Consider the following 17,182-nt stretch of genomic DNA (forward strand, 5'->3'; position numbering starts at 1 on the left):
GCATGCCGTCCAGCTGCAGGCCTCTGGCGCGCCGTGGCGCGATCCTCTGGCCATGGGCGCATGCCGTCCAGCTGCAGGCCTCTGGCGCGCCGTGGCGCGATCCTCTGGCCATGGGCGCATGCCGTCCAGCTGCAGGCCTCTGGCGCGCCGTGGCGCGATCCGGTGGCCATGGGCGCATGCCGTCCAGCTGCAGGCCTCTGGCGCGCCGTGGCGCGATCCGGTGGCGCTCAACCGAAAATTGCATCGCGGGCAATCCTGGCTCAACCTATGGGCGCATCCTGCACGCTATGCGAGTGGAATGCACGCCATGCGTGCAAATGCCCCGAAAATGCCCATCGCGGGAGGATGTGCCCCGGGTTCAGGGTCAGGGGCCACAACGCTGCGCCCTCGATTTCAATCCAGAAGGTGCAACGCTGCGGCCCGAATTTCAATCCAGAAGTCCACAACGCTGCAGCCCCGATTTCGATCCACAACGCTGCGACCCCGCTTTCAATCCAGAGTTAGGATCGACAAAATAATGCCAGTATGGCAATATGATTCGGCAAGACAGGGATTTCCCCTGCCATCCATGTAAGGAACATTACCATGACGCAAGTTCAGTACGAGACCGAAACCTGTGGGCGCTGCGGTGGCTCCGGTCGATACAGCTACAACCAGATCGATGGTGACCGCTGCTATGGCTGCAGTGGCTCCGGCTCGCGCCTGACCAAGCGAGGCGGAGCGGCGAAAGCCTTCGCGGATACCCTGCTCGATCGGCCCATCACTGATGCCAAGGTGGGTGATGTCATCACCTATAAGATATTCACCCTCACTGCCGTAGGGTCGGCTCGTCGACGCATTGCCAAGATTGAAGAGGCGCCTGTTAGGTCGTGGGCCGTTGACAAGGTTACTGGAGAGAAGGTCCCGTTGCGCGGTCTGACGGTCCGGTTTACGAATGGCGAGGTCGCGGAACTGTCGCTTACGGAAAAGGTGCGTTTCGCGCCGACCGAGGATCAGGTCGCTGAGATCATGGCCTATCAGGACAACCTGACAAAGGCCGGAAAACCGCGCAAGCGCGCACTAAAGAAGGCCTGAGCCATGAGCCACACTATGTCCAAGACCTACCGCATCGGCCTCCTGCGCAAGCGCATCGAGGAGGTCGACGAAAAGATCGCCAAACGCGAGTCAGGGTTGATCCAGCCGGTTGTGACCGACGAGGATGACAAGGCGAACAAGCGCCAGCTGAGCCATATACGCAAGCTCACAGAGCGCCGCATGGCCCTCCTGCGCGAGATTTACGATCTGGCCTGCCATGACATCACCGGCAAGGGTTGGGTGGACTTTCGCGAGGGGCTGCGCGCCCCGGCCGCCTACAGCATCGACAGCACGCAGCACAGCCGCGAGGTGATTGAGGCCTTCTGCGAGCTTTTCGAGGCGACCTACAAAAGGCGCCCGACGATCTACTAAAAGCCTCGACTCTTTGGTGCCAATATGGCAAGGTGATTCTACAAGACGCGCATATCGCTCGCCACCTCGAAAGGACACCAAAATGTTTCCAGATTTCTCCCGCGTCAGCCTTCACGTCATCTGCGCCCCCTCCGGCCGCTACCTCTATGTCGGAAACGTGCCCGAAGAGCTTTGCCTGCCCGTACCCTCGACCCGCTCAGACCGCCTCTCGGGTCGCGCTTTCGAGGATGCCGAGGGCAACAGCATGACCATGCGCCCTATGAGCTTCGCAACCGAGGCCGAAGCCGTCGCCTTCGCCGATCTGTGCGGCTTCACCGCGAAAACGCCTGTCGCAGCCTAACGTTGCAGACCCAAAAACAATCCAGAACGGAGCCCAACGCCATGAACACCCAAGCAACCCGCCACACCCTCGTTCACAGCCTCTTCGATGCCGCGCACGGCCGCTTCATCGGGGTCACCTTCCGCAAGAAAAACGGTGAGCTGCGCAAGCTCAACATCCAGCCCTCAGCGGTCCACACCCACCTGTCGAAGAACCCCTGCCCCAAGGCCCTTAAGGCCGCTTACGCTCGCGCAACACTTCACCCGCACCTGATGCCGGTCTATGACGTCCGTGAAGGCCGCATCAAGTCCATCAACCTGAACACTGTCCAGTCGATCCGCATCGACGGCATCGAGACACGCATCGCATAAGGAGCACCACACATGACACGCACCGTAATCATCGACATGGCCGACCAGATGTGGGACCTGCGCATCGTGGACACCACCCCGCACGATGCTGAGGGGGAGCAGACCTTTGTTGGGAGCTTTAGCACCTCTGGGTTGGCCGTTGCGGCTTTGGCCGTTGCGGCTGAGGACCTCTTTGCGGCGTCAGAGGCCGACGAGATGGTCGTAGCCGCGCCACATCACCGCCTGCAAGAGCTGTTCAACGGCGCTCAGTCCTGCGCCACCGACCTCGGTGACAGCGTGCTGATGTCGCGCCTGCGCGCTGACCTGCAACTCTGAACAAGGCGCAAATAAGATCATTTTAAGATTGGGGGCTTCGGCCCCCTTTTTCGTTTGCCGAATCATATGCCAATTTGGCAAAACAGAAAGACATAAAGAGAAACCGAAAATTGGAGCCCGACCATGAACTTGACACAGATCGCCTTCGCCGCCGCCGCAAGCTTTTCCGAGCCGGTGGCGCTCCCTGATGTACCTCACGCCGATCTGGGCTGCATGGCCCTCAACATCTACCACGAAGCTCGGGGAGAGAGCATCGACGGCCAGCTGGCGGTCGCGCACGTCACACTGAACCGCGTTCAATCGAGCCGGTATCCTGACACGGCCTGCGCTGTGGTGAGCGAGGACCGCGGCCCCAAGGATTGGGACTGCCAGTTCAGCTGGTGGTGCGATGGAAAGTCCGACCGGCCCGAGGACATGGAAGCCTTTCACCTCGCGCTGCTGCTGGCCGCTGAGGTGCTGTCAGGCGAAACCGAGGACCTCACGCAGGGATCCATGTACTACCTCACGCAGAGGGAGGATTACCCGGGTTGGGTCCATCAGCTCGACATGGTCGGCAAGATCGGCTCCCACGTCTTCCTGCGGCGCTACTGAGGCGAGATCAGACCCGGTATCGGCTTTTCGCGGCGTTGGCCGCTTGCGTCAGGTGGTGTGCCAATCGGGTCTGCATGTAGCGTGATGTCTCGTCCAGAATGTCATACCGGCTGTTGGGGTCCTCGATGTCGCGCTCGATCTCGCGGGGGACACCAGCGCCGTAAACGCCCTTGAGCTGCTTCTTGCCGACGCGTCGTACCGGGATCAGCTTTCCGTCCTGCTTGGACGGCACCATGAACACCTTGTGCTTGAACGCCCGAGCCTCGCCCCACGGCCGCGCCCGCTTGACGACCTGCCCCGCCTTTACGGCACGGGGCACCATCATAAAGTTGGAGATCAGCGATCGGCGCCGCTGCTTGGCGATGACCTTCGCCTCAAGGGTGCTGTTGCTGGCCTTCCAGAGATTGGTCTTGCTGCGCGCATAGCCAGCTTTATCCCACCGCCCACGCTCTTTAGCCGCCTTCACCGCCAGCGGTAGAGCTTTGCGCTGTGCGCCCTCGTTGACCGTGCGGCGGATCAGCGTCTTCTGAGTCTGCTCGGTGAACTCCGCCAGCGCCCGCTTCAGGCTGTCGATGTCGCTGCTAACAGAGACTCGGACTGCCATCAGGGGCGACGGCGGGTCTGGAGCTTGGAGAGGTGACCCAGAGCTGACCGCTGGGTGCTGCTAGCAAACTTGGCCGTAGTGGAGAGCGCTGCTCTGACCTGACCGCGCCGAACCTGTTGGCTGGCAGTTTTCAGCATAGCACGTCGCTTGGCGCAGGAGTCGCAGGCCATATTTCTTCCCCGGGTGTGACATCTTCCGGCACGTTGTCCTCGATGAACTGTGCCGCTTTGTCAAAAGATGGGTGCTCCCCCGCCGCGATCAAGAGGGCCGTGGCGCAGCGGCGCTTGCCCTCCTCGATGCCTAGCCGGAATGCGCTGCGGTCTCGTTGTGTCTCTGTGCTCATTTCTTCTTGCCTGTTGCTTTGATGATTTCGTCTGCCGCCTCGTAAGCTATCTCGTAGAGGTCCTTGCGGTGCTCGTCGCCCAGCTCATCGGCGACGAGGTCCATGACCGTGCGCGCCGTGATCCTCGGGTGGTCCGACCGCACGATGGAGACCTTGAACCCCAGCTCGCGGAGTCGCGCGTGCCGGTCTTTTTGCTCTTGCGAGACCCGCCCCACCTCGGTCTTCAGCTCGATGGACAGCAACACGCCGCCCCCGATGTAGACGCGCAGATCGGTTTCGCCGGGCGTCAGTCCGGTCAGCACCGCCTTCGCCATCGCTTTTGCGCCGCGCTGCTCCGCGTTCTGATCGCCAGCCGATGTCAGGGCGTACCCCGCCCGCTCAGCCATCCGCAGCGCTCGGATCGCCGCCGCCTGATGGATTTCTTCCAGATACGCTGCCTTCTTGCTCATTGGACTGCCTGTTGTTGTTCGATTATGCCAAATTGGCACAGCGATCAGGCAAGAGAAACCTTTTTCCGGTAGCGGGCCTCGGACTGGATCGCAGAGACGCCCCTGAGGGCCAGAGCTCGCCAATGGGCCGCCTCCTCCGGTGTCTTGGCCTGAGGGGTGCGCTCGACCACTGTGCGCCACCGGCCCGCCGTCTCCATCGCGCAGAGGCCCAGCGCATCGCGTAGAGAGCCAAACTCCCGGGCCAGCTCGTCGACGGCGTGACGCACCGGGCCGGGGTGAGGCTCGAAGCCATTCCAGAACCGAAGGTCGGTCACCGGCGGCGTGACGTCGATCGGCTCGCGCTTTCGCCGGCGCCCCGGGATCAGGAACGTGCCGTGGGGGTGGATCGTGACCCGGGCCTCTGTCAGCCCAGCGCGCCGGCAGACGTCCTCGACCTCGCCGATCGCCATAGCCTCGGCCTGAGCCCGGGCTGCATCGACCCGCCGCTCTTCGGCGAGCCGCTCTCGGCGCTGGGCGTTCATCCGAACCGTGTACTCGTCGAGGTCATCGATGGGGTCGAAGTTATCCACGGCGCGCCACCAGCATGCGGCTAGGCCCGAAGCGGCAGGCGCTCAGCTTCCACCCCCTCCGCGAACCGGCTCCTTGGATGAAGGCATCACGGTACTGGTCGGAGCACCCGAGGCCCGAGGCATCGACGGTCCTCTGGTCGCCGACCTCCATGCCTTCGATTAGCTTACTGGCGCGCCGGTAGATGGCTTCGATCTTGGGGCTGCATTTGGTCATTTTCGGGCCTTTCTGAGGGTCAACATTTTAGGTGGTAATTTGCTTAAGTTCACATGTTCGCAAAATCCACAGGGGGTCAGAGAGGGGGGAGAGGTCATCCGAGGGGAAATCGAGAGAGACAGATAACCCCTTGTATAGAAACAAAAAAATATAGAGATATATAATAAAAATATACCTCTGAGTCCCTTTTAGCGAATTTTACTACCTTCATCCCTCTACCCCCTGTTGATTTAGTGGATTTTACCACCTTCATGTTTACCTTCACGTCGGTGGGCGGCAGGCCCGAGCGGCCCGCCGGTTGGTCAGCCGTTCACCGGCCCGGTCCAGCGGTACACCGCACCGCCCCGAGGGCCGGTCTCGATGGTGATGTCACCGCCCTCGATCATGGTGCTGATCGCCCGGTCGGCGATGTCGCCAGAGAGCCTCAGGTAGGAGAGGAGCTTCCCCCGGGGTGCGGTGCCGTCGCTCTTGTTCAGGATGAACCGCTTGATCCGCTCCATGACCTTGGCGTTCTCTTCTGCGGCCCGGGATGGGGACTCGCGGGTGTCGACGAGCACCTCAGCCATAGTCGCGGTCGAGGAGTGCGCCAGACGGATTCCGAACCGGGCGTCGTCGCCATTGATCACCGGGTTGCGCCAATTGCGGCCCAGCGCGTGGAGGATGGCGAGCTTCTTTGCCATCTCCAGAAAACGGTTCCAGAGGTCGCGGTCGGGCCGGTAGCCATCAGTATTGATGTTCGCGTCGTAGTGCCATCCATCGGCTGCCTCAAACAGCTCCATGGCGTCGTGGGTCTGCCCCACCACGATAGGCTGGATCGGGAGGTCTGGCATGGCGTAGCCGCCGAGGGACAGGTCGTGGGGATCGGCTAGGCGCGCTGCAATGACGGCTGCGCCCTCCCGGGTGACCCTCTCGATCAGTGCGCTGTTGTCGCCGACCCTGCGGCCCCGGGGTGCCTTCTCCCGCTCGTCGAGGAGCAGGAAGCGACCCATGAAGCCGTCGTTATAGAACTTGCTGGGGATCGCGTCGTAGAATGCGTCCCGGGTCGACTGCATGAGGATCGAGAGGTGCGGGTTGTGGACGTGCCCCTTTGATGTGCCTTTGGCTGCCTTGATCTCCGCCGCCAGCTTGCCGTCGCTGTGGGTGGTCAGCTTCTTGATCACGCCGCGCATGGCCCGGGCCTGCGGCGCGCTCTTGTCGAACAGGGCGTCGATGAAGTCCGAGGCCTCGTCGATGATCAGGGTGCGCAGGGGGTAGTCGTACATCTCGCCGTGGATGCCGCCGTAGCTATAGACCTCGCCCTCGGAGAGCACGCGGTACATGACCTCCTGCAGATCGCTTGCGCTACCCTCGATCTCCTCGCCGGTCTCCTCGTCGTATGACGGCGGCGGGGTGTAGCCTGCCATTCCGGCCTCCACCATGCGCTCATAGAGCTTTTGGGCGGCGTTCGCGGCGGTGGATTTGCCGAAGCCTGAGGCCGCTGTACAGGCGATGTAGATGTTGGGGTAGGTGTAGGACACATCGGTGTGCTGAGCTGCCCAGCGCCGCCCGAAGAGCGATGTCATGATACCGAGAGCGGATGCCCCTGCGATCTCTGCGCTGGGCCTCTTGGCGCTCGCCATGAAGTACTGCACCAGATCGCCCATGAGGCCCTTTGCGGAGCCGAACACTGCGCCGGTCGTCTCCGTGCGTTGCGGCGGTTTGCTTTTTTCGATTGCGGCGTCGAGGGCGGCCACACCGGAGAGCACTGGCTCATCGTCCAGAGCGAAGTCATCCTGCGAGCCGATCTCGCTGTGCCCGAACTCCCCATGGTTCTCGTCGACCTCGTCCCAGTTGATGTCGCTGAGTCCGAGGTCCAGCCCACCAGAGTGGGAGTTAATCGCCTCCAGTGCCTCGCGGTCCTCAAGGTCGGCGCGCTCGTCGAAGGCTGCTGCGGCCAGTTTGTTTTGGCGCTCGATCTCCCTGTTCTGCTTATCGATCTCCATGGCCGCCTGACCGCTGCCCCAGCAGAAGTGGTCGAGCCACTTGAAGGCCTCAATGTCGCTGAGGTCGTTGGCTGCCATGACGAGATCGATGGCCGTCATGCCTTCGTCCCTTGCCCAGTCCATGATGCCGAAGTTAGTGATGCCAATCGTCGTTGGGTTGTCGCCGCCGCGCCAGTGCGCCGACATGCGATACCGCCCATCGCGCAGGCGGCTGGCGTCACCGTTAAGCGCAGGCACCCATGCGTCGAGGTTGGCGAGAGCGCGCTCCTTCATTTCGGTCCAGACGGCTGAGCCGCTGCCTTGCTCGGAGCGCTCGCCCTTGTGCGCTGGCCGGTCGAATGTGAAACCAGCCTGCATCAGCGCGGCGACGACCTCCTCGTAGAAGTTCAGGGGCAGCTCCGGCAGATCGGAGGGCTTGACGGCGGTCAGGAAGGTGTCCTCGTCCTCCCACTGATAGACCTTGCCGGAGGGGTGGATGGTGGGCGGGATGACGGTCTGCTTGCCGTGGGCGAGGATTTCGCAGACGGACATGAGCTTCCCGTTCTCTCCGATGGGCAGGCTGAGCTTGCGGCTCTCCATGCCGGGGCAGTAGTAGAACTGAGTGTAGCCGTTGCTGCCGACCTTGCGGAAGGGGGAGTCCGGCAAGACGGACTCGATGGCGTCTCGGATCGCGCCGTCGCCGTAGTCAAGGTCGATGGCGACGAGGCCATTGAAGCCCAGCGCGAGGCCGATGCCCGCTTGGACGGTATCGCTCGACCAGTTCTTGAGCTGCGCCTCGTTGGGTGCTTCATCGCAGAACAGGGACCACGATCCGAGGCCGCGTGAGATGCCGCCTTGCACATAGCCGGGTGCTTTGCCGCCGGGCATGATGGGGATCGGGGAGTAGCCCGCGTCAATGTAGCGCTGGGCGTTCTCCGCGAAGATGTTCTTGATCATGTTTGCCTCATGCTGATTCGTTATGCCGTTCTGGCACAATCTAATCGGAGGCGCCTAGGTTGACAACTTAGATGTGAACTCAAGGAAATAAAAACCCCAGCCTGCTAAGGCCGGGGCGTCAATCGTCTTCAATGTTGTCAACTCACAGCTCGCAGTATGTCGACACAACCAACCCGACAGGCCAGTTTGCTGCGTCCATGGGCACCTCGCCCTCGCCAAGGTCGAAGTGAACGCCGCGCGCGTCGATGATCGGCTTGGTGACGGCGTGCCGCTCCATGCGGCCCTCCGTTGAGCGCACGACCAGCCAGTCCTTTGATAGCGGCTTTTTGCGCACGGCATCGAAGGGCACGGCTATAGCGTATCCGCCTTTCGGCACGATGTCGCGGGCGTGGTCATCGGTGACATGGTACGCGGTGCCGGCGAGCTGGCGGTGCTCTGGCGGCAGCATTACGGGTATCTTATTATTCTCCTCGCGGGAGATCATCTGGAGGTTAGGCACGCTCCATTTGCTGACAGCGGCTTCTGCCATGCTGACCGGAAGGATGTGATCCACATCGAGGTACGCGGCCTGAGCTTTGCCAATAAGGTCTCCCGGGTCGGCATCCAGCGCTCGGGCGATCGCGGTCATGTATTCTTGCGTAAGTTTACGGGCGCCTGACTCGAGGCGGCTGATTGTAGACGGCGTGGTCCCAACACGACGTGCTAGCTCAGACTGGCTGAGGCCGCGAAGCTCGCGGACGTCTTTGATCTTGTTCATTTTCGTTGTCCCAAAAATTTATCATATGTCCCGATGCCCGCACCCAGTAGTTTTTTAATTTGTAAGTTGCAACTTGCACAATGCAACTTGCTAATTGTGCCATATTGGTACGATTCCGCATCACGCTTGTCAAAAAGAAAGTGGTATCTCTTGCGATTCAGCTGTGCCACATTGGCATTCAATCACAGCAACAGGAGACTGATACATTGGCTATCTCCCTATCATCATTGAAGAAAGTGCGCTCGATCGATCCGCCGCGCGTGCTTGTCTACGGGCCGCCGGGAACAGGTAAGACATCGATCGCCGCTGAGTTTCCAAGGCCGGTATTCATTCAGACAGAGGATGGCACACCGGGCGATCTGGAGCTTGATTCGTTTGGGCTCATGGAAGACCACAACGGCGTGATGCAGGCCCTCGGCGCATTGGCGCAGGAGGAGCATGACTTCAAGACTCTGGTGGTCGACACCCTCGACAGCCTTGAGCCGCTGATCCAGCAGGCTGTCTGCGACGAGAATGGCTGGGCGTCGATCGAGGACCCGGGCTTCGGTAAGGGCTACATCGCTGCCGAAGAGAAGTGGATGAAGTTCCTCCGCGCTACGGATTGGCTGCGCCGCAATAAGGGCATGAACATCGTGTTCCTCGGGCACAGCGATGTCACGAAGTTCGACCCCCCGGGGCTGGAGAGCTACAGCCGGTACAGTTTGCGCCTGAACAAGCGCGCCGCCAACCGCGTGATGGACGACATGGACATCGTCGGCTTCCTGAACTTCCGCGTCGAGATCAAGTCGAAGGAGACAGGCTTCGGCAAGACGCAGACCCACGCTGAGGGCGGCGGTACGCGCTGGATGTATGTTGAGGAGCGCCCCGCTCATTCCGCGAAGAACCGCTACGGCCTGCAGCCTGAGATTCCTGTTCAGCGCAACATGCTGATGAAGATGTGGGGCAATCAGGTCCCGATCGCCGGCCTGAAAAAAGACTGAGACCTGCAGCTCGGGGGTATCTTCGATCTCCGAGCTGTGCCAATGTGGCAAAACAGAATCAATAAAAGAGCAATACGGAGCTTAACATGATGGATCTTGGACTCGGCGATATCAACTGGGATGATGTTGATGAGAATGCCGCCGGCGAATACACGCCGGTGCCTGCGGGCCTCTACACTGTGGCGCTGACCGCCATTGAACCGAAGCAGACCCAGTCTGGAGGCCGCTCGCTGAAGGCGACTTTCACGGTCCAGTCTGGTGACTTCGCGAACAAGACGATCTTTGAAAACATCAACATCGTCAACAGCAACCCACAGGCTCAGCAGATCGGCCGCGGCTTCCTGAAGAAGATGTTCCTCGCATGCGGCATGCCTCCGCAGAACGACGGCAGTGTGATGCTCCACGTCCCGGTCGTTGTGAAGGTCGCCGTCGATCCACCGCGCAAAGACGCCCGCACCGGCAAGCAGTATGGTGCCAGCAACTCGATCAAGAAGATCATGTCGCTGTCCGAGGCGCAGGACGAGTTCCAGCGTGAGCGCAACATCCAGTCGTCTATGCCCAACAACGGCCAGCAACAGCAGCAGCAACAGCAGCAACAGCAACAGCAGCAGAATAACGGCGGCTACAACAATGGCGGCGGCAACGCGGGCCAGCAGCAGAACAATGGCGGCTACAATAACGGCGGCGGCAATGGCGGCTACACCGACCCCAATGCGGGCCAACAGCAGCAGCAAAACAATGGCGGCTACAACAACGGCGGTCAGCAGCAGAACAACAATAACGGCGGTGGCGGCGGCGCAGGCACAATGCCTTGGGATCAGTGATCCCGGCCAACCTCTAAGCTCGCGCCGGGCGCTACCGCCCGGCAGAAATACCCTTTCCATTGAGGCACAAAATGGCTGAATTTGACTTTGTAATCGACTGCGAAACCATGGGAACGCACGCCGACGCCCCGATCTGCTCGATCGCCGTTGCGGCGGTTCGCGACGGCGAAGAGATCGTCGACCAGATGAAGGTGGTGATGGCCCCGAGCCAGTGGCTGGGCACAATCGACCCTGAGACCGTGGCATGGTGGCTTCAGCAGACCGACGACGCCCGCGCAGCCTTGCTCACAGGCGGGTCCACATTGGACGAGGCTCTCGACGATCTGGAGGACTTCATCTTCCAGCACTGCAGGCTCGACGAGGCGAAGGTCTGGGGCTTTGGTGCTGTCGCCGACATCGTGTGGCTGGAGAGCGCTTTCCGCCGCCTGAACCGCGACATCCCATGGACTTACAAGAATGTCCGCTGCCTGCGCACACTGTGCGAGGAGACAGGCACAGACTGGAAGGTCTTCATCCCCGAGGGTCAGGCGCACCACGACCCGCTGGTTGACGCCCTAGCTGAGGCTAAGGGTCTGATTGCGGCTCTGGCCAGCATCGCCGCCTGAGCTGCTCCCGCTGGGCTTTTGTCATGGGGAGCCCAGCCTACTGGCCCCGCCGTCGTTTCATTCCTTTCCGGCGTCGGGGCACTTTTTAATCAAGGAGGTGATCAGATGATGGTCATTACTACCCCTCGAAAAGCCTACCGGGTGTTGACCCGTTGCCCGGAAGTCCGGCGCGAGATGGTCAAGATCATCCTCGCCGAGATCGCAGCCGTCCTCTGGTGGGTTATCTGCTCCCCGGTGTGGCTCCCGATGCTTGCCGTGCAGCTCGTCCTCCTAGCCATCTATGTGGCAGGAGGGATCGCCGAAACAGCTATGGTTTGGATCGATCGCCGCGTTCTCTGCGGATGGCTCAATCAGTTCTGGATTCTGGACCTGAGCCGCCACGAGGACGCCCTCCAAGGCAAGCTCAAGGCAACCGGCCTCTGGGGCGAGGGCCTGCGCAACAGGATCGACATGTGATGATGAAGCTCGATCAATGGCAGGGGATCCCGTTCCCCACGGTGGAGGGTGGGTATCAGGTGATCCTCGCGGACCCCCCATGGAAGTTCAAGACCTTCACGAAGGAGGGGTCGGCGAAGGGTCCTGACGTTCACTACGGCTGCATGCCGCTGGAGGAGATTCAGGCGATGCCGGTCAAGGAGCTGGCCGCGAAAAACTGCGTGGTGCTGATGTGGGCGACCAGCCCGATGTTGCCTGAGGGCCTTGAGACGATGCGTGCTTGGGGCGCCAAGTACGTCAGCAGCATGGCATGGGACAAGCGCAAGATCGGCACGGGTTACTGGACCCGCAATCAGCACGAGCTGCTCCTCATTGGGAAGTTCGGCAGCCCTCGCGCTCCGACTCCAGAGCACCGGCGGGCCAGCGTGATTTATGCCCCCGGCATGCGCCACAGCCAGAAGCCAGACGACGCCCACATCTACGCGGACAATGCGTGGCCTGAGGCGCGTAAGCTGGAGCTGTTTGCGCGGCGCCCCTACCCCGGCTGGAACGTCTGGGGCAATGAGGTCGAGGTCGGATATTGCGCGAAGTACCCGGGTGATCAGATCGACCTCGAAGACGCAATTAACGGTATCCGCACGGCGTAAACTGTGCCAAATTGGCATAATCAAAACAGGAGATTGACATGGCCAACACTGAGAACAAACCCACCCCGATGGCAGAGGACAGCGCCGAGATGTTCGTGTTCCGTCAGCTGGCTGGCGTCCATCAGACCCTCGCTGGGGCGGGCATTGCAAGCGGCGACCTGCTTGCCGGGACTGGCAGCCTGCTGATGGCGATGGCGCGCACTAACGTCGAGGTCAACATTGCTATGCGCTCCCGTAGCGGCGAGGCGGTGGACGCAGAGGCATTGCGCGAGTCTGGTAAGCACTCCCTCACGCAAGCGTTGCACAATGTCTTCGATGCCTATGAGGTGAGCGATGAGACCATCGAGCGAATTTTGAGCGCCCAGCCGCCCGCGCAGGCAGAAGAGCAGCCCGCAGCGGAAGGGGGTGACGCATGAGCCGGGCCACGCGCGGCATCGGCCGCCGGGGTACTTGGGGCTGCCGGATCATCAAGACCATTCGCCGCAACGGTCGCCTGATGGAACTGCACGCTACCAAGGGCTGGCGCAGCTACCGCCTGCCGGGGTGACCCATGCCCTGCGTCGGAGACAGGTTCTATGAGGCGGTCCTGAACAAGCGCACCCAGCAATGGGATGTCGTTTGGATCAGGAACGGGAAGGACAAGCCGACGCTGTCGCGGTGGTTGAAGGAGGGGGACCGTGAGGCGCGGCCCGCCTCCTTCGCACGCCGGGAGTACGCAAAAGAGTACATGCGGCTGCTGGCGGCCGGTGACACGTCAAGATTCAAGGTGGATGATTAGATGACCGACACCCCCGAAAAGTGCAATTGCCCGAGCTGCATCGGGGCTGAGCTGGCCCCTACCCTCGCCCAGCGCCTCGGTGATGCTCTCGATCGGATCGAGATGGAGTTCGGCAACGCAGTCGCGACCGACATCGCACTGATCGCCATCGTCGCCCAGCGCGCCCTCGGCGTGCGCAGCACGGCAAGCAATCAGGAGCGCTTCAACGTCCTGCTCGCCGCCCTGCATGCTGAGATGACCGCCCAGATCAAGGGTGAGGGCGCTATCGGCCCTAAGGTGGCTAACTGATGGTCGACCTGACGGGCTACATCGATGACGATGAGGTGCATATTCTCCACGCCACGGCGCTGGCAGAGGCTGTCGATCGCCATCTGGAGGGCGATCAGGAGAACTGGGACTCGCTCGGGATCAGCGCCTCGATCGCCGGCACCGAATGCTTGCGCTCGCTCTGGTACACCCTGCGGTGGGTTAAGGAGCCCGAGGTATTCGAGGCCAAGACCCTACGCATTTTTGAGACGGGCAATATCTGGGAAGACCGTATCGTCCGGTTCCTGAAGGCGACCTGCGAGAACGTCTGGGAGGTCGATCAGAACGGCCGCCAGTTCAAGGCCACGCTGGTGCATGGATGGGTCCGCGGGAAGGTCGACGCCGTGGTCAAGGGCGTCCCGGGGCTGGACCCCGAAGAGACCCTTGGCTGCGAAATGAAGTCGGCGAACAAAAGCAACTTCAACCGGATCGCGAAGCACGGAGTCCGCAAGGGCAAGCTGATGCACTTCGTTCAGCTGCAGCTGTACCTCCGGTACTTCGGGTTCGCGCGCGGCCTGTATGTCTGCGCCTGCAAGGACGACGAGCGGCTGCACTTCGAGATCATCGAGCGCGACGATGCTTTTCTGCACGTCCTACTGAACAACATCGAGAACACGGTGCGCAGCAACTTCGCACCCCCGCGCATCTCCGAAGACCCCGAATCATTCCTCTGCAGGTTCTGCGACCACATCGATCTTTGCCATCATGGCAAGGCTGTCGAGCGGCGAACCTGCAGGACATGCGTTCACGCCACCCCAGCCATGGGCTCAAAGCTCCCTAGCTTTGACTGCGTCCGGCATGGGATGCCTGTGGGGCCTGACGATCAGAAGCTCGGCTGCGCCAGCCATCTGTTCCTTCCAGAGCTTACAAATATGGAGCAGATCGACGTCGACGAGGTCGAGGAGGTCATCAAGTACCGCGCCGAGGACGGCACGGTGTGGATCGACCTCGGCGGCACTGGCCCCCTCAAAAAGATCGGCGATTCGGACTTCTAGCGCTTGCCGAATCATGTGCTAATATGGCAAGACTGAGTCACACTATAGACACAGGAGAGCAGTACAATGGCAGCAAAAGGCCAAGGCAAGAAACCTATCGCAGAGGCTATGATTCGGGAGGGTAAAACGACCGAGGAGATCATGGCGGCCACGGGCCTCCGGCGCGGATCGGTGCAGCACTATCGTCGCTCATTTATCGCTCAGCAGGGCGGGCAGAACCCCTGCCGGGAGCGCATGGGTATGACTGTCGAGGAGGAGCAGCGGGTGATCGACGCCGCCCGAGCCCGCCTCAAGCTTCGTGCTCAGCTGGTGGCAAAGAGTCCAGGCGCCGACCTCCCCCTCCCCGGCGAGTCCGCCCTCGATCGAAAGCGCGCCGAAGAGGCTAAGATGGCTGATGCACCGCTGTCCGAAGTCTTCAAGCTGAGGGTCCGCCCTGACGCCATGAACCACACCATGCGGGGCCTGTGATGCCTGATCCCAGCAAAGGTAACCCCCGCATCGCCGCGTACCTCGCAGCGCACCCCGGCGCGAAGTTCGACCCGTTCCCCTACTCCCAGTGGATCCGCAAGATGCTGCACAAGGCATGCGACGAGGAGCGTGGAGTCTTCAAGTTCACCGGCGACCCCGTCCCGCACATCTCGGATCACGACGAGTTCACCAAGTTCCTAGAGGAGCAGGCCGATGCCTGACAGGTTCCCTCTCAACCCCAAGGTGCAGTTCCGGCAGCACCAGATGGAGGCCCCGCAGGCGCTGATGGACTATTGGCGCAAGGGTGGCGGCAACCCCGTCATCGACATCGCGACGGGCGGCGGCAAGTCGATCCTGATCGCTGAGGCTGTGCGGCAAATTCTCAATGTTGCGCCTCACTCCCGCATTGGCATCATTACGATCTCCAAGGAGTTGGTTACCCAGAACGAGGATGCCTGCAAGCTGGTGTGCCCCCGCATGCCGACCGGCGTGGTTATGGCGGGTCTGAACCGCAAGGAGTACAAGTCTCAGGTCATCATCGGCTCGGTGCAGACGCTCTATCGCGCGCTCGGAAAGACCGGCGGGTTCCATGCCATCCTCGTCGATGAGTGTCACCTCGTGCCGCTCTTCCCGGCCTTCGACCAAGAAGCGGGGGAGCGGAAGCCTGACACCACGATGTTTGGCAAGCTCCTCGCGGAGAACGCCAAGATCGTGCCCAACTTTCGGATCGCCGGGTTCACAGCCACGCCGTGGCGCGAGTCGAACATGCCGATCTTCGGCTGGGAGCGCGGCCGGTTCTCCGAGGTCATCTACCGGATGGGTATCGGCGAGGCGATCGAGAAGGGTTACCTCGTGCCGCCGGTCACGCGGGTCATGGAGAACCAGATCAACACGGCGGGCCTGAAGGTCAGCAGTGCGACCGGCGACTTCATCGAGAAGCAGCTCGCCGCTGTGGCCAACGATGACAAGATCAATATCCCGGCGGTGCGCGATACTATCGAGGCGCTGGAGACCCGCAACAGCGCGGTGGTCTTCTGCGCCAGCATTGATCACGCCACCCGGGTGCGTGACATCTTCCGCGATGCGGGCACTCCCGCCGAGGTGGTGCATGGCCAGCTCAAGAAGGCTGAGCGCGAGAAGATCATCAACGACTTTCGCGCAGGCAAATTCCGCGTCTTGGTCAACTGTCAGGTCTTGCTCATTGGCTTCGACCATAAGGCGCTCGACCTGATCACGGTGCTGCGCCCTACCCGGTCGTCGTCAGCATGGCTGCAGCTCGTGGGCCGTGGCCTGCGGGTCAGCCCAACCACCGACAAGCTCGACTGTCTGGTCCTCGACTACACCGAGAACAGCGAGCACTTCGGGCCGATCGACCTGATCGAGGCCCCCAAGCCACCCAAGCCGAAGCTGCCGCGCGAGGATGACATCGGCAACCTGCGTGATTGCCCTGAGTGCATGGCGTTGGTCTCGATCTCGTCGCGGGTATGCCCCGGCTGCGGGTATGAGTTCCCGGTGACCGAGAAGGGCCTGCAGATCGCCGATGAGGCGTCACAGGCGGTGCTCCTGTCGACCCAGTCACTGCCTGACCGAAAGTTCAAGGTCACGAGCTGGATGTCGAGCCGTCAGCAGAAGATGGGCAAGCCCCCCTACCTGCGGGTCGACCACTTTGACGGCTACAAGACGCGCTGCAGCGAGTTCATCCTACTGGAGCACGGTGGCGCCCCGCGCAGCCGGGCAACCCGCTGGTGGGCCGAGCACGGCGGCCTGAACCCCGCCCCTGAGACCGTCGACGAGGCGCTCCAGCGGTGGAGCGAGGTAAAACCGCCCAGCGCGGTCGTGCTGCGCAAGGACGGCAAGTGGGATCGCGTCGTCGGTCGCACGTTTGGTGAAGTAATAACAGAGGAGGACGCCGCATGAGCGTCGATCAGGTAAGAACGCAGCGCGATCCATCAGTCTGGCGCCACACGGTGCTGGATACGCGGACGGAGGCTGTCCCAGCAGATGTTATGACCGCCGAGGAGCTAGAGGCGATGAAGCGCGCCGGGCGCGATGCCGGTAGTTTTCTGATGGAGATCGGAAAGATGGACATGTCGACGATGACTCCCGAGGAATGGCAGAAATTTTCATCCGTGATGGTGCTCGGCTATGAGCTTCACCTCGCGGGGATGCGCGAAGGGCAAGCGGCCTAGCCGTCGCGATTGACTCCTTTGTGCCAATATGGCAAAGTGATTCTCGTAGGCGGCACAGA

At 61.6% G+C, this 17,182-nt stretch carries 24 protein-coding genes; 19 read left to right on the forward strand and 5 right to left on the reverse strand.

Features of this window, described 5'->3' with window-relative positions; all coding sequences use genetic code 11:
* The first annotated feature begins 585 nt into the window (after positions 1-585).
* From ACGYKA_RS11975 to ACGYKA_RS12000, 6 genes are all read left to right on the forward strand, one after another.
* A complete protein-coding gene (locus tag ACGYKA_RS11975) occupies positions 586-1,074 on the forward strand; it encodes a hypothetical protein (protein WP_394438887.1) in 489 nt (162 codons plus the stop codon).
* A gap of 3 nt (positions 1,075-1,077) precedes the next feature.
* Positions 1,078-1,446, forward strand: coding sequence for a hypothetical protein (locus tag ACGYKA_RS11980; RefSeq protein ID WP_394438889.1), 369 nt, complete (start codon positions 1,078-1,080; stop codon positions 1,444-1,446).
* Positions 1,447-1,528: 82 nt separating this feature from the next.
* Positions 1,529-1,786, forward strand: coding sequence for a hypothetical protein (locus tag ACGYKA_RS11985; RefSeq protein WP_394438891.1), 258 nt, complete (start codon positions 1,529-1,531; stop codon positions 1,784-1,786).
* 41 nt (positions 1,787-1,827) lie between these two features.
* A complete protein-coding gene (locus tag ACGYKA_RS11990; RefSeq protein ID WP_394438892.1) occupies positions 1,828-2,136 on the forward strand; it encodes a hypothetical protein in 309 nt (102 codons plus the stop codon).
* A 12-nt stretch (positions 2,137-2,148) separates the two neighbouring features.
* Entirely contained in the window at positions 2,149-2,451 is a 303-nt protein-coding gene (locus ACGYKA_RS11995) for a hypothetical protein (RefSeq protein ID WP_394438894.1), read from the forward strand.
* A 123-nt stretch (positions 2,452-2,574) separates the two neighbouring features.
* Positions 2,575-3,042 (forward strand): cell wall hydrolase, encoded by a 468-nt coding sequence (locus ACGYKA_RS12000; RefSeq protein ID WP_394438896.1) that lies wholly within the window; start codon positions 2,575-2,577, stop codon positions 3,040-3,042.
* 7 nt (positions 3,043-3,049) lie between these two features.
* Here the strand turns inward: ACGYKA_RS12000 and ACGYKA_RS12005 are convergent, their stop codons facing one another.
* From ACGYKA_RS12005 to ACGYKA_RS12025, 5 genes are all read right to left on the reverse strand, one after another.
* Positions 3,050-3,646, reverse strand: coding sequence for a hypothetical protein (locus tag ACGYKA_RS12005; protein ID WP_394438898.1), 597 nt, complete (start codon positions 3,644-3,646; stop codon positions 3,050-3,052).
* 339 nt (positions 3,647-3,985) lie between these two features.
* Positions 3,986-4,438 (reverse strand): VRR-NUC domain-containing protein, encoded by a 453-nt coding sequence (locus ACGYKA_RS12010; protein WP_394438899.1) that lies wholly within the window; start codon positions 4,436-4,438, stop codon positions 3,986-3,988.
* Between the two features lie 44 nt (positions 4,439-4,482).
* Complete coding sequence (locus tag ACGYKA_RS12015; RefSeq protein WP_394438901.1) at positions 4,483-5,007, reverse strand: hypothetical protein; 525 nt, start codon at positions 5,005-5,007, stop codon at positions 4,483-4,485.
* Positions 5,008-5,523: 516 nt separating this feature from the next.
* On the reverse strand, positions 5,524-8,139 hold the full coding sequence (locus tag ACGYKA_RS12020; protein WP_394438902.1) for a bifunctional DNA primase/polymerase: 2,616 nt from the start codon (positions 8,137-8,139) through the stop codon (positions 5,524-5,526).
* A 142-nt stretch (positions 8,140-8,281) separates the two neighbouring features.
* Positions 8,282-8,896 (reverse strand): helix-turn-helix domain-containing protein, encoded by a 615-nt coding sequence (locus ACGYKA_RS12025; protein WP_394438904.1) that lies wholly within the window; start codon positions 8,894-8,896, stop codon positions 8,282-8,284.
* Positions 8,897-9,000: 104 nt separating this feature from the next.
* Here ACGYKA_RS12025 and ACGYKA_RS12030 point away from each other — a divergent pair, with 104 nt between their 5' ends.
* From ACGYKA_RS12030 to ACGYKA_RS12090, 13 genes are all read left to right on the forward strand, one after another.
* On the forward strand, positions 9,001-9,876 hold the full coding sequence (locus ACGYKA_RS12030; protein WP_394438906.1) for an AAA family ATPase: 876 nt from the start codon (positions 9,001-9,003) through the stop codon (positions 9,874-9,876).
* Between the two features lie 86 nt (positions 9,877-9,962).
* On the forward strand, positions 9,963-10,700 hold the full coding sequence (locus ACGYKA_RS12035) for a DUF669 domain-containing protein (protein ID WP_394438908.1): 738 nt from the start codon (positions 9,963-9,965) through the stop codon (positions 10,698-10,700).
* A gap of 71 nt (positions 10,701-10,771) precedes the next feature.
* The gene (locus ACGYKA_RS12040; protein ID WP_394438910.1) at positions 10,772-11,305 is read left to right on the forward strand and encodes a 3'-5' exonuclease; all 534 of its coding nucleotides are present in this window, start codon (positions 10,772-10,774) and stop codon (positions 11,303-11,305) included.
* Between the two features lie 105 nt (positions 11,306-11,410).
* The gene (locus ACGYKA_RS12045) at positions 11,411-11,761 is read left to right on the forward strand and encodes a hypothetical protein (protein WP_394438912.1); all 351 of its coding nucleotides are present in this window, start codon (positions 11,411-11,413) and stop codon (positions 11,759-11,761) included.
* Positions 11,761-12,387, forward strand: coding sequence for an MT-A70 family methyltransferase (locus ACGYKA_RS12050; protein ID WP_394438913.1), 627 nt, complete (start codon positions 11,761-11,763; stop codon positions 12,385-12,387). Before ACGYKA_RS12045 ends, ACGYKA_RS12050 begins: the two co-directional genes overlap by 1 nt.
* Before the next feature lie 38 nt (positions 12,388-12,425).
* Positions 12,426-12,803, forward strand: coding sequence for a hypothetical protein (locus ACGYKA_RS12055; RefSeq protein ID WP_394438915.1), 378 nt, complete (start codon positions 12,426-12,428; stop codon positions 12,801-12,803).
* Positions 12,800-12,934 carry a hypothetical protein gene (locus tag ACGYKA_RS12060; protein ID WP_394438917.1) on the forward strand — a complete coding sequence of 45 codons (135 nt, stop codon included), beginning with the start codon at positions 12,800-12,802 and terminating at the stop codon, positions 12,932-12,934. Before ACGYKA_RS12055 ends, ACGYKA_RS12060 begins: the two co-directional genes overlap by 4 nt.
* Positions 12,935-13,165: 231 nt before the next feature.
* The gene (locus tag ACGYKA_RS12065) at positions 13,166-13,453 is read left to right on the forward strand and encodes a hypothetical protein (protein ID WP_394438919.1); all 288 of its coding nucleotides are present in this window, start codon (positions 13,166-13,168) and stop codon (positions 13,451-13,453) included.
* Positions 13,453-14,466: a hypothetical protein gene (locus ACGYKA_RS12070; protein ID WP_394438921.1), complete on the forward strand. Its 1,014-nt coding sequence runs from the start codon at positions 13,453-13,455 to the stop codon at positions 14,464-14,466. The genes ACGYKA_RS12065 and ACGYKA_RS12070 overlap by 1 nt, the downstream gene beginning before the upstream one ends.
* Positions 14,467-14,532: 66 nt before the next feature.
* Positions 14,533-14,934 (forward strand): hypothetical protein, encoded by a 402-nt coding sequence (locus ACGYKA_RS12075; RefSeq protein ID WP_394438923.1) that lies wholly within the window; start codon positions 14,533-14,535, stop codon positions 14,932-14,934.
* Entirely contained in the window at positions 14,934-15,155 is a 222-nt protein-coding gene (locus ACGYKA_RS12080) for a hypothetical protein (protein WP_394438925.1), read from the forward strand. The genes ACGYKA_RS12075 and ACGYKA_RS12080 overlap by 1 nt, the downstream gene beginning before the upstream one ends.
* Entirely contained in the window at positions 15,148-16,851 is a 1,704-nt protein-coding gene (locus ACGYKA_RS12085; RefSeq protein WP_394438927.1) for a helicase-related protein, read from the forward strand. The genes ACGYKA_RS12080 and ACGYKA_RS12085 overlap by 8 nt, the downstream gene beginning before the upstream one ends.
* Positions 16,848-17,123: a DUF6511 domain-containing protein gene (locus tag ACGYKA_RS12090; RefSeq protein WP_394438928.1), complete on the forward strand. Its 276-nt coding sequence runs from the start codon at positions 16,848-16,850 to the stop codon at positions 17,121-17,123. Before ACGYKA_RS12085 ends, ACGYKA_RS12090 begins: the two co-directional genes overlap by 4 nt.
* Positions 17,124-17,182 lie beyond the last annotated feature (59 nt).

This window comes from Sulfitobacter sp. 1A15106 (assembly GCF_043556995.1).
Lineage (GTDB): Bacteria > Pseudomonadota > Alphaproteobacteria > Rhodobacterales > Rhodobacteraceae > Sulfitobacter > Sulfitobacter faviae.

Bases quoted from the DNA above. Each gene is read 5' to 3' on its own strand.
- ACGYKA_RS11975 (WP_394438887.1), top strand. From the start codon at position 586: ATGACGCAAGTTCAGTACGAGACCGAAACCTGTGGGCGCTGCGGTGGC.
- ACGYKA_RS11980 (WP_394438889.1), top strand. From the start codon at position 1,078: ATGAGCCACACTATGTCCAAGACCTACCGCATCGGCCTCCTGCGCAAG.
- ACGYKA_RS11985 (WP_394438891.1), top strand. From the start codon at position 1,529: ATGTTTCCAGATTTCTCCCGCGTCAGCCTTCACGTCATCTGCGCCCCC.
- ACGYKA_RS11990 (WP_394438892.1), top strand. From the start codon at position 1,828: ATGAACACCCAAGCAACCCGCCACACCCTCGTTCACAGCCTCTTCGAT.
- ACGYKA_RS11995 (WP_394438894.1), top strand. From the start codon at position 2,149: ATGACACGCACCGTAATCATCGACATGGCCGACCAGATGTGGGACCTG.
- ACGYKA_RS12000 (WP_394438896.1), top strand. From the start codon at position 2,575: ATGAACTTGACACAGATCGCCTTCGCCGCCGCCGCAAGCTTTTCCGAG.
- ACGYKA_RS12005 (WP_394438898.1), bottom strand. From the start codon at position 3,646: ATGGCAGTCCGAGTCTCTGTTAGCAGCGACATCGACAGCCTGAAGCGG.
- ACGYKA_RS12010 (WP_394438899.1), bottom strand. From the start codon at position 4,438: ATGAGCAAGAAGGCAGCGTATCTGGAAGAAATCCATCAGGCGGCGGCG.
- ACGYKA_RS12020 (WP_394438902.1), bottom strand. From the start codon at position 8,139: ATGATCAAGAACATCTTCGCGGAGAACGCCCAGCGCTACATTGACGCG.
- ACGYKA_RS12025 (WP_394438904.1), bottom strand. From the start codon at position 8,896: ATGAACAAGATCAAAGACGTCCGCGAGCTTCGCGGCCTCAGCCAGTCT.
- ACGYKA_RS12035 (WP_394438908.1), top strand. From the start codon at position 9,963: ATGATGGATCTTGGACTCGGCGATATCAACTGGGATGATGTTGATGAG.
- ACGYKA_RS12040 (WP_394438910.1), top strand. From the start codon at position 10,772: ATGGCTGAATTTGACTTTGTAATCGACTGCGAAACCATGGGAACGCAC.
- ACGYKA_RS12045 (WP_394438912.1), top strand. From the start codon at position 11,411: ATGATGGTCATTACTACCCCTCGAAAAGCCTACCGGGTGTTGACCCGT.
- ACGYKA_RS12050 (WP_394438913.1), top strand. From the start codon at position 11,761: ATGATGAAGCTCGATCAATGGCAGGGGATCCCGTTCCCCACGGTGGAG.
- ACGYKA_RS12055 (WP_394438915.1), top strand. From the start codon at position 12,426: ATGGCCAACACTGAGAACAAACCCACCCCGATGGCAGAGGACAGCGCC.
- ACGYKA_RS12060 (WP_394438917.1), top strand. From the start codon at position 12,800: ATGAGCCGGGCCACGCGCGGCATCGGCCGCCGGGGTACTTGGGGCTGC.
- ACGYKA_RS12065 (WP_394438919.1), top strand. From the start codon at position 13,166: ATGACCGACACCCCCGAAAAGTGCAATTGCCCGAGCTGCATCGGGGCT.
- ACGYKA_RS12070 (WP_394438921.1), top strand. From the start codon at position 13,453: ATGGTCGACCTGACGGGCTACATCGATGACGATGAGGTGCATATTCTC.
- ACGYKA_RS12075 (WP_394438923.1), top strand. From the start codon at position 14,533: ATGGCAGCAAAAGGCCAAGGCAAGAAACCTATCGCAGAGGCTATGATT.
- ACGYKA_RS12080 (WP_394438925.1), top strand. From the start codon at position 14,934: ATGCCTGATCCCAGCAAAGGTAACCCCCGCATCGCCGCGTACCTCGCA.
- ACGYKA_RS12085 (WP_394438927.1), top strand. From the start codon at position 15,148: ATGCCTGACAGGTTCCCTCTCAACCCCAAGGTGCAGTTCCGGCAGCAC.
- ACGYKA_RS12090 (WP_394438928.1), top strand. From the start codon at position 16,848: ATGAGCGTCGATCAGGTAAGAACGCAGCGCGATCCATCAGTCTGGCGC.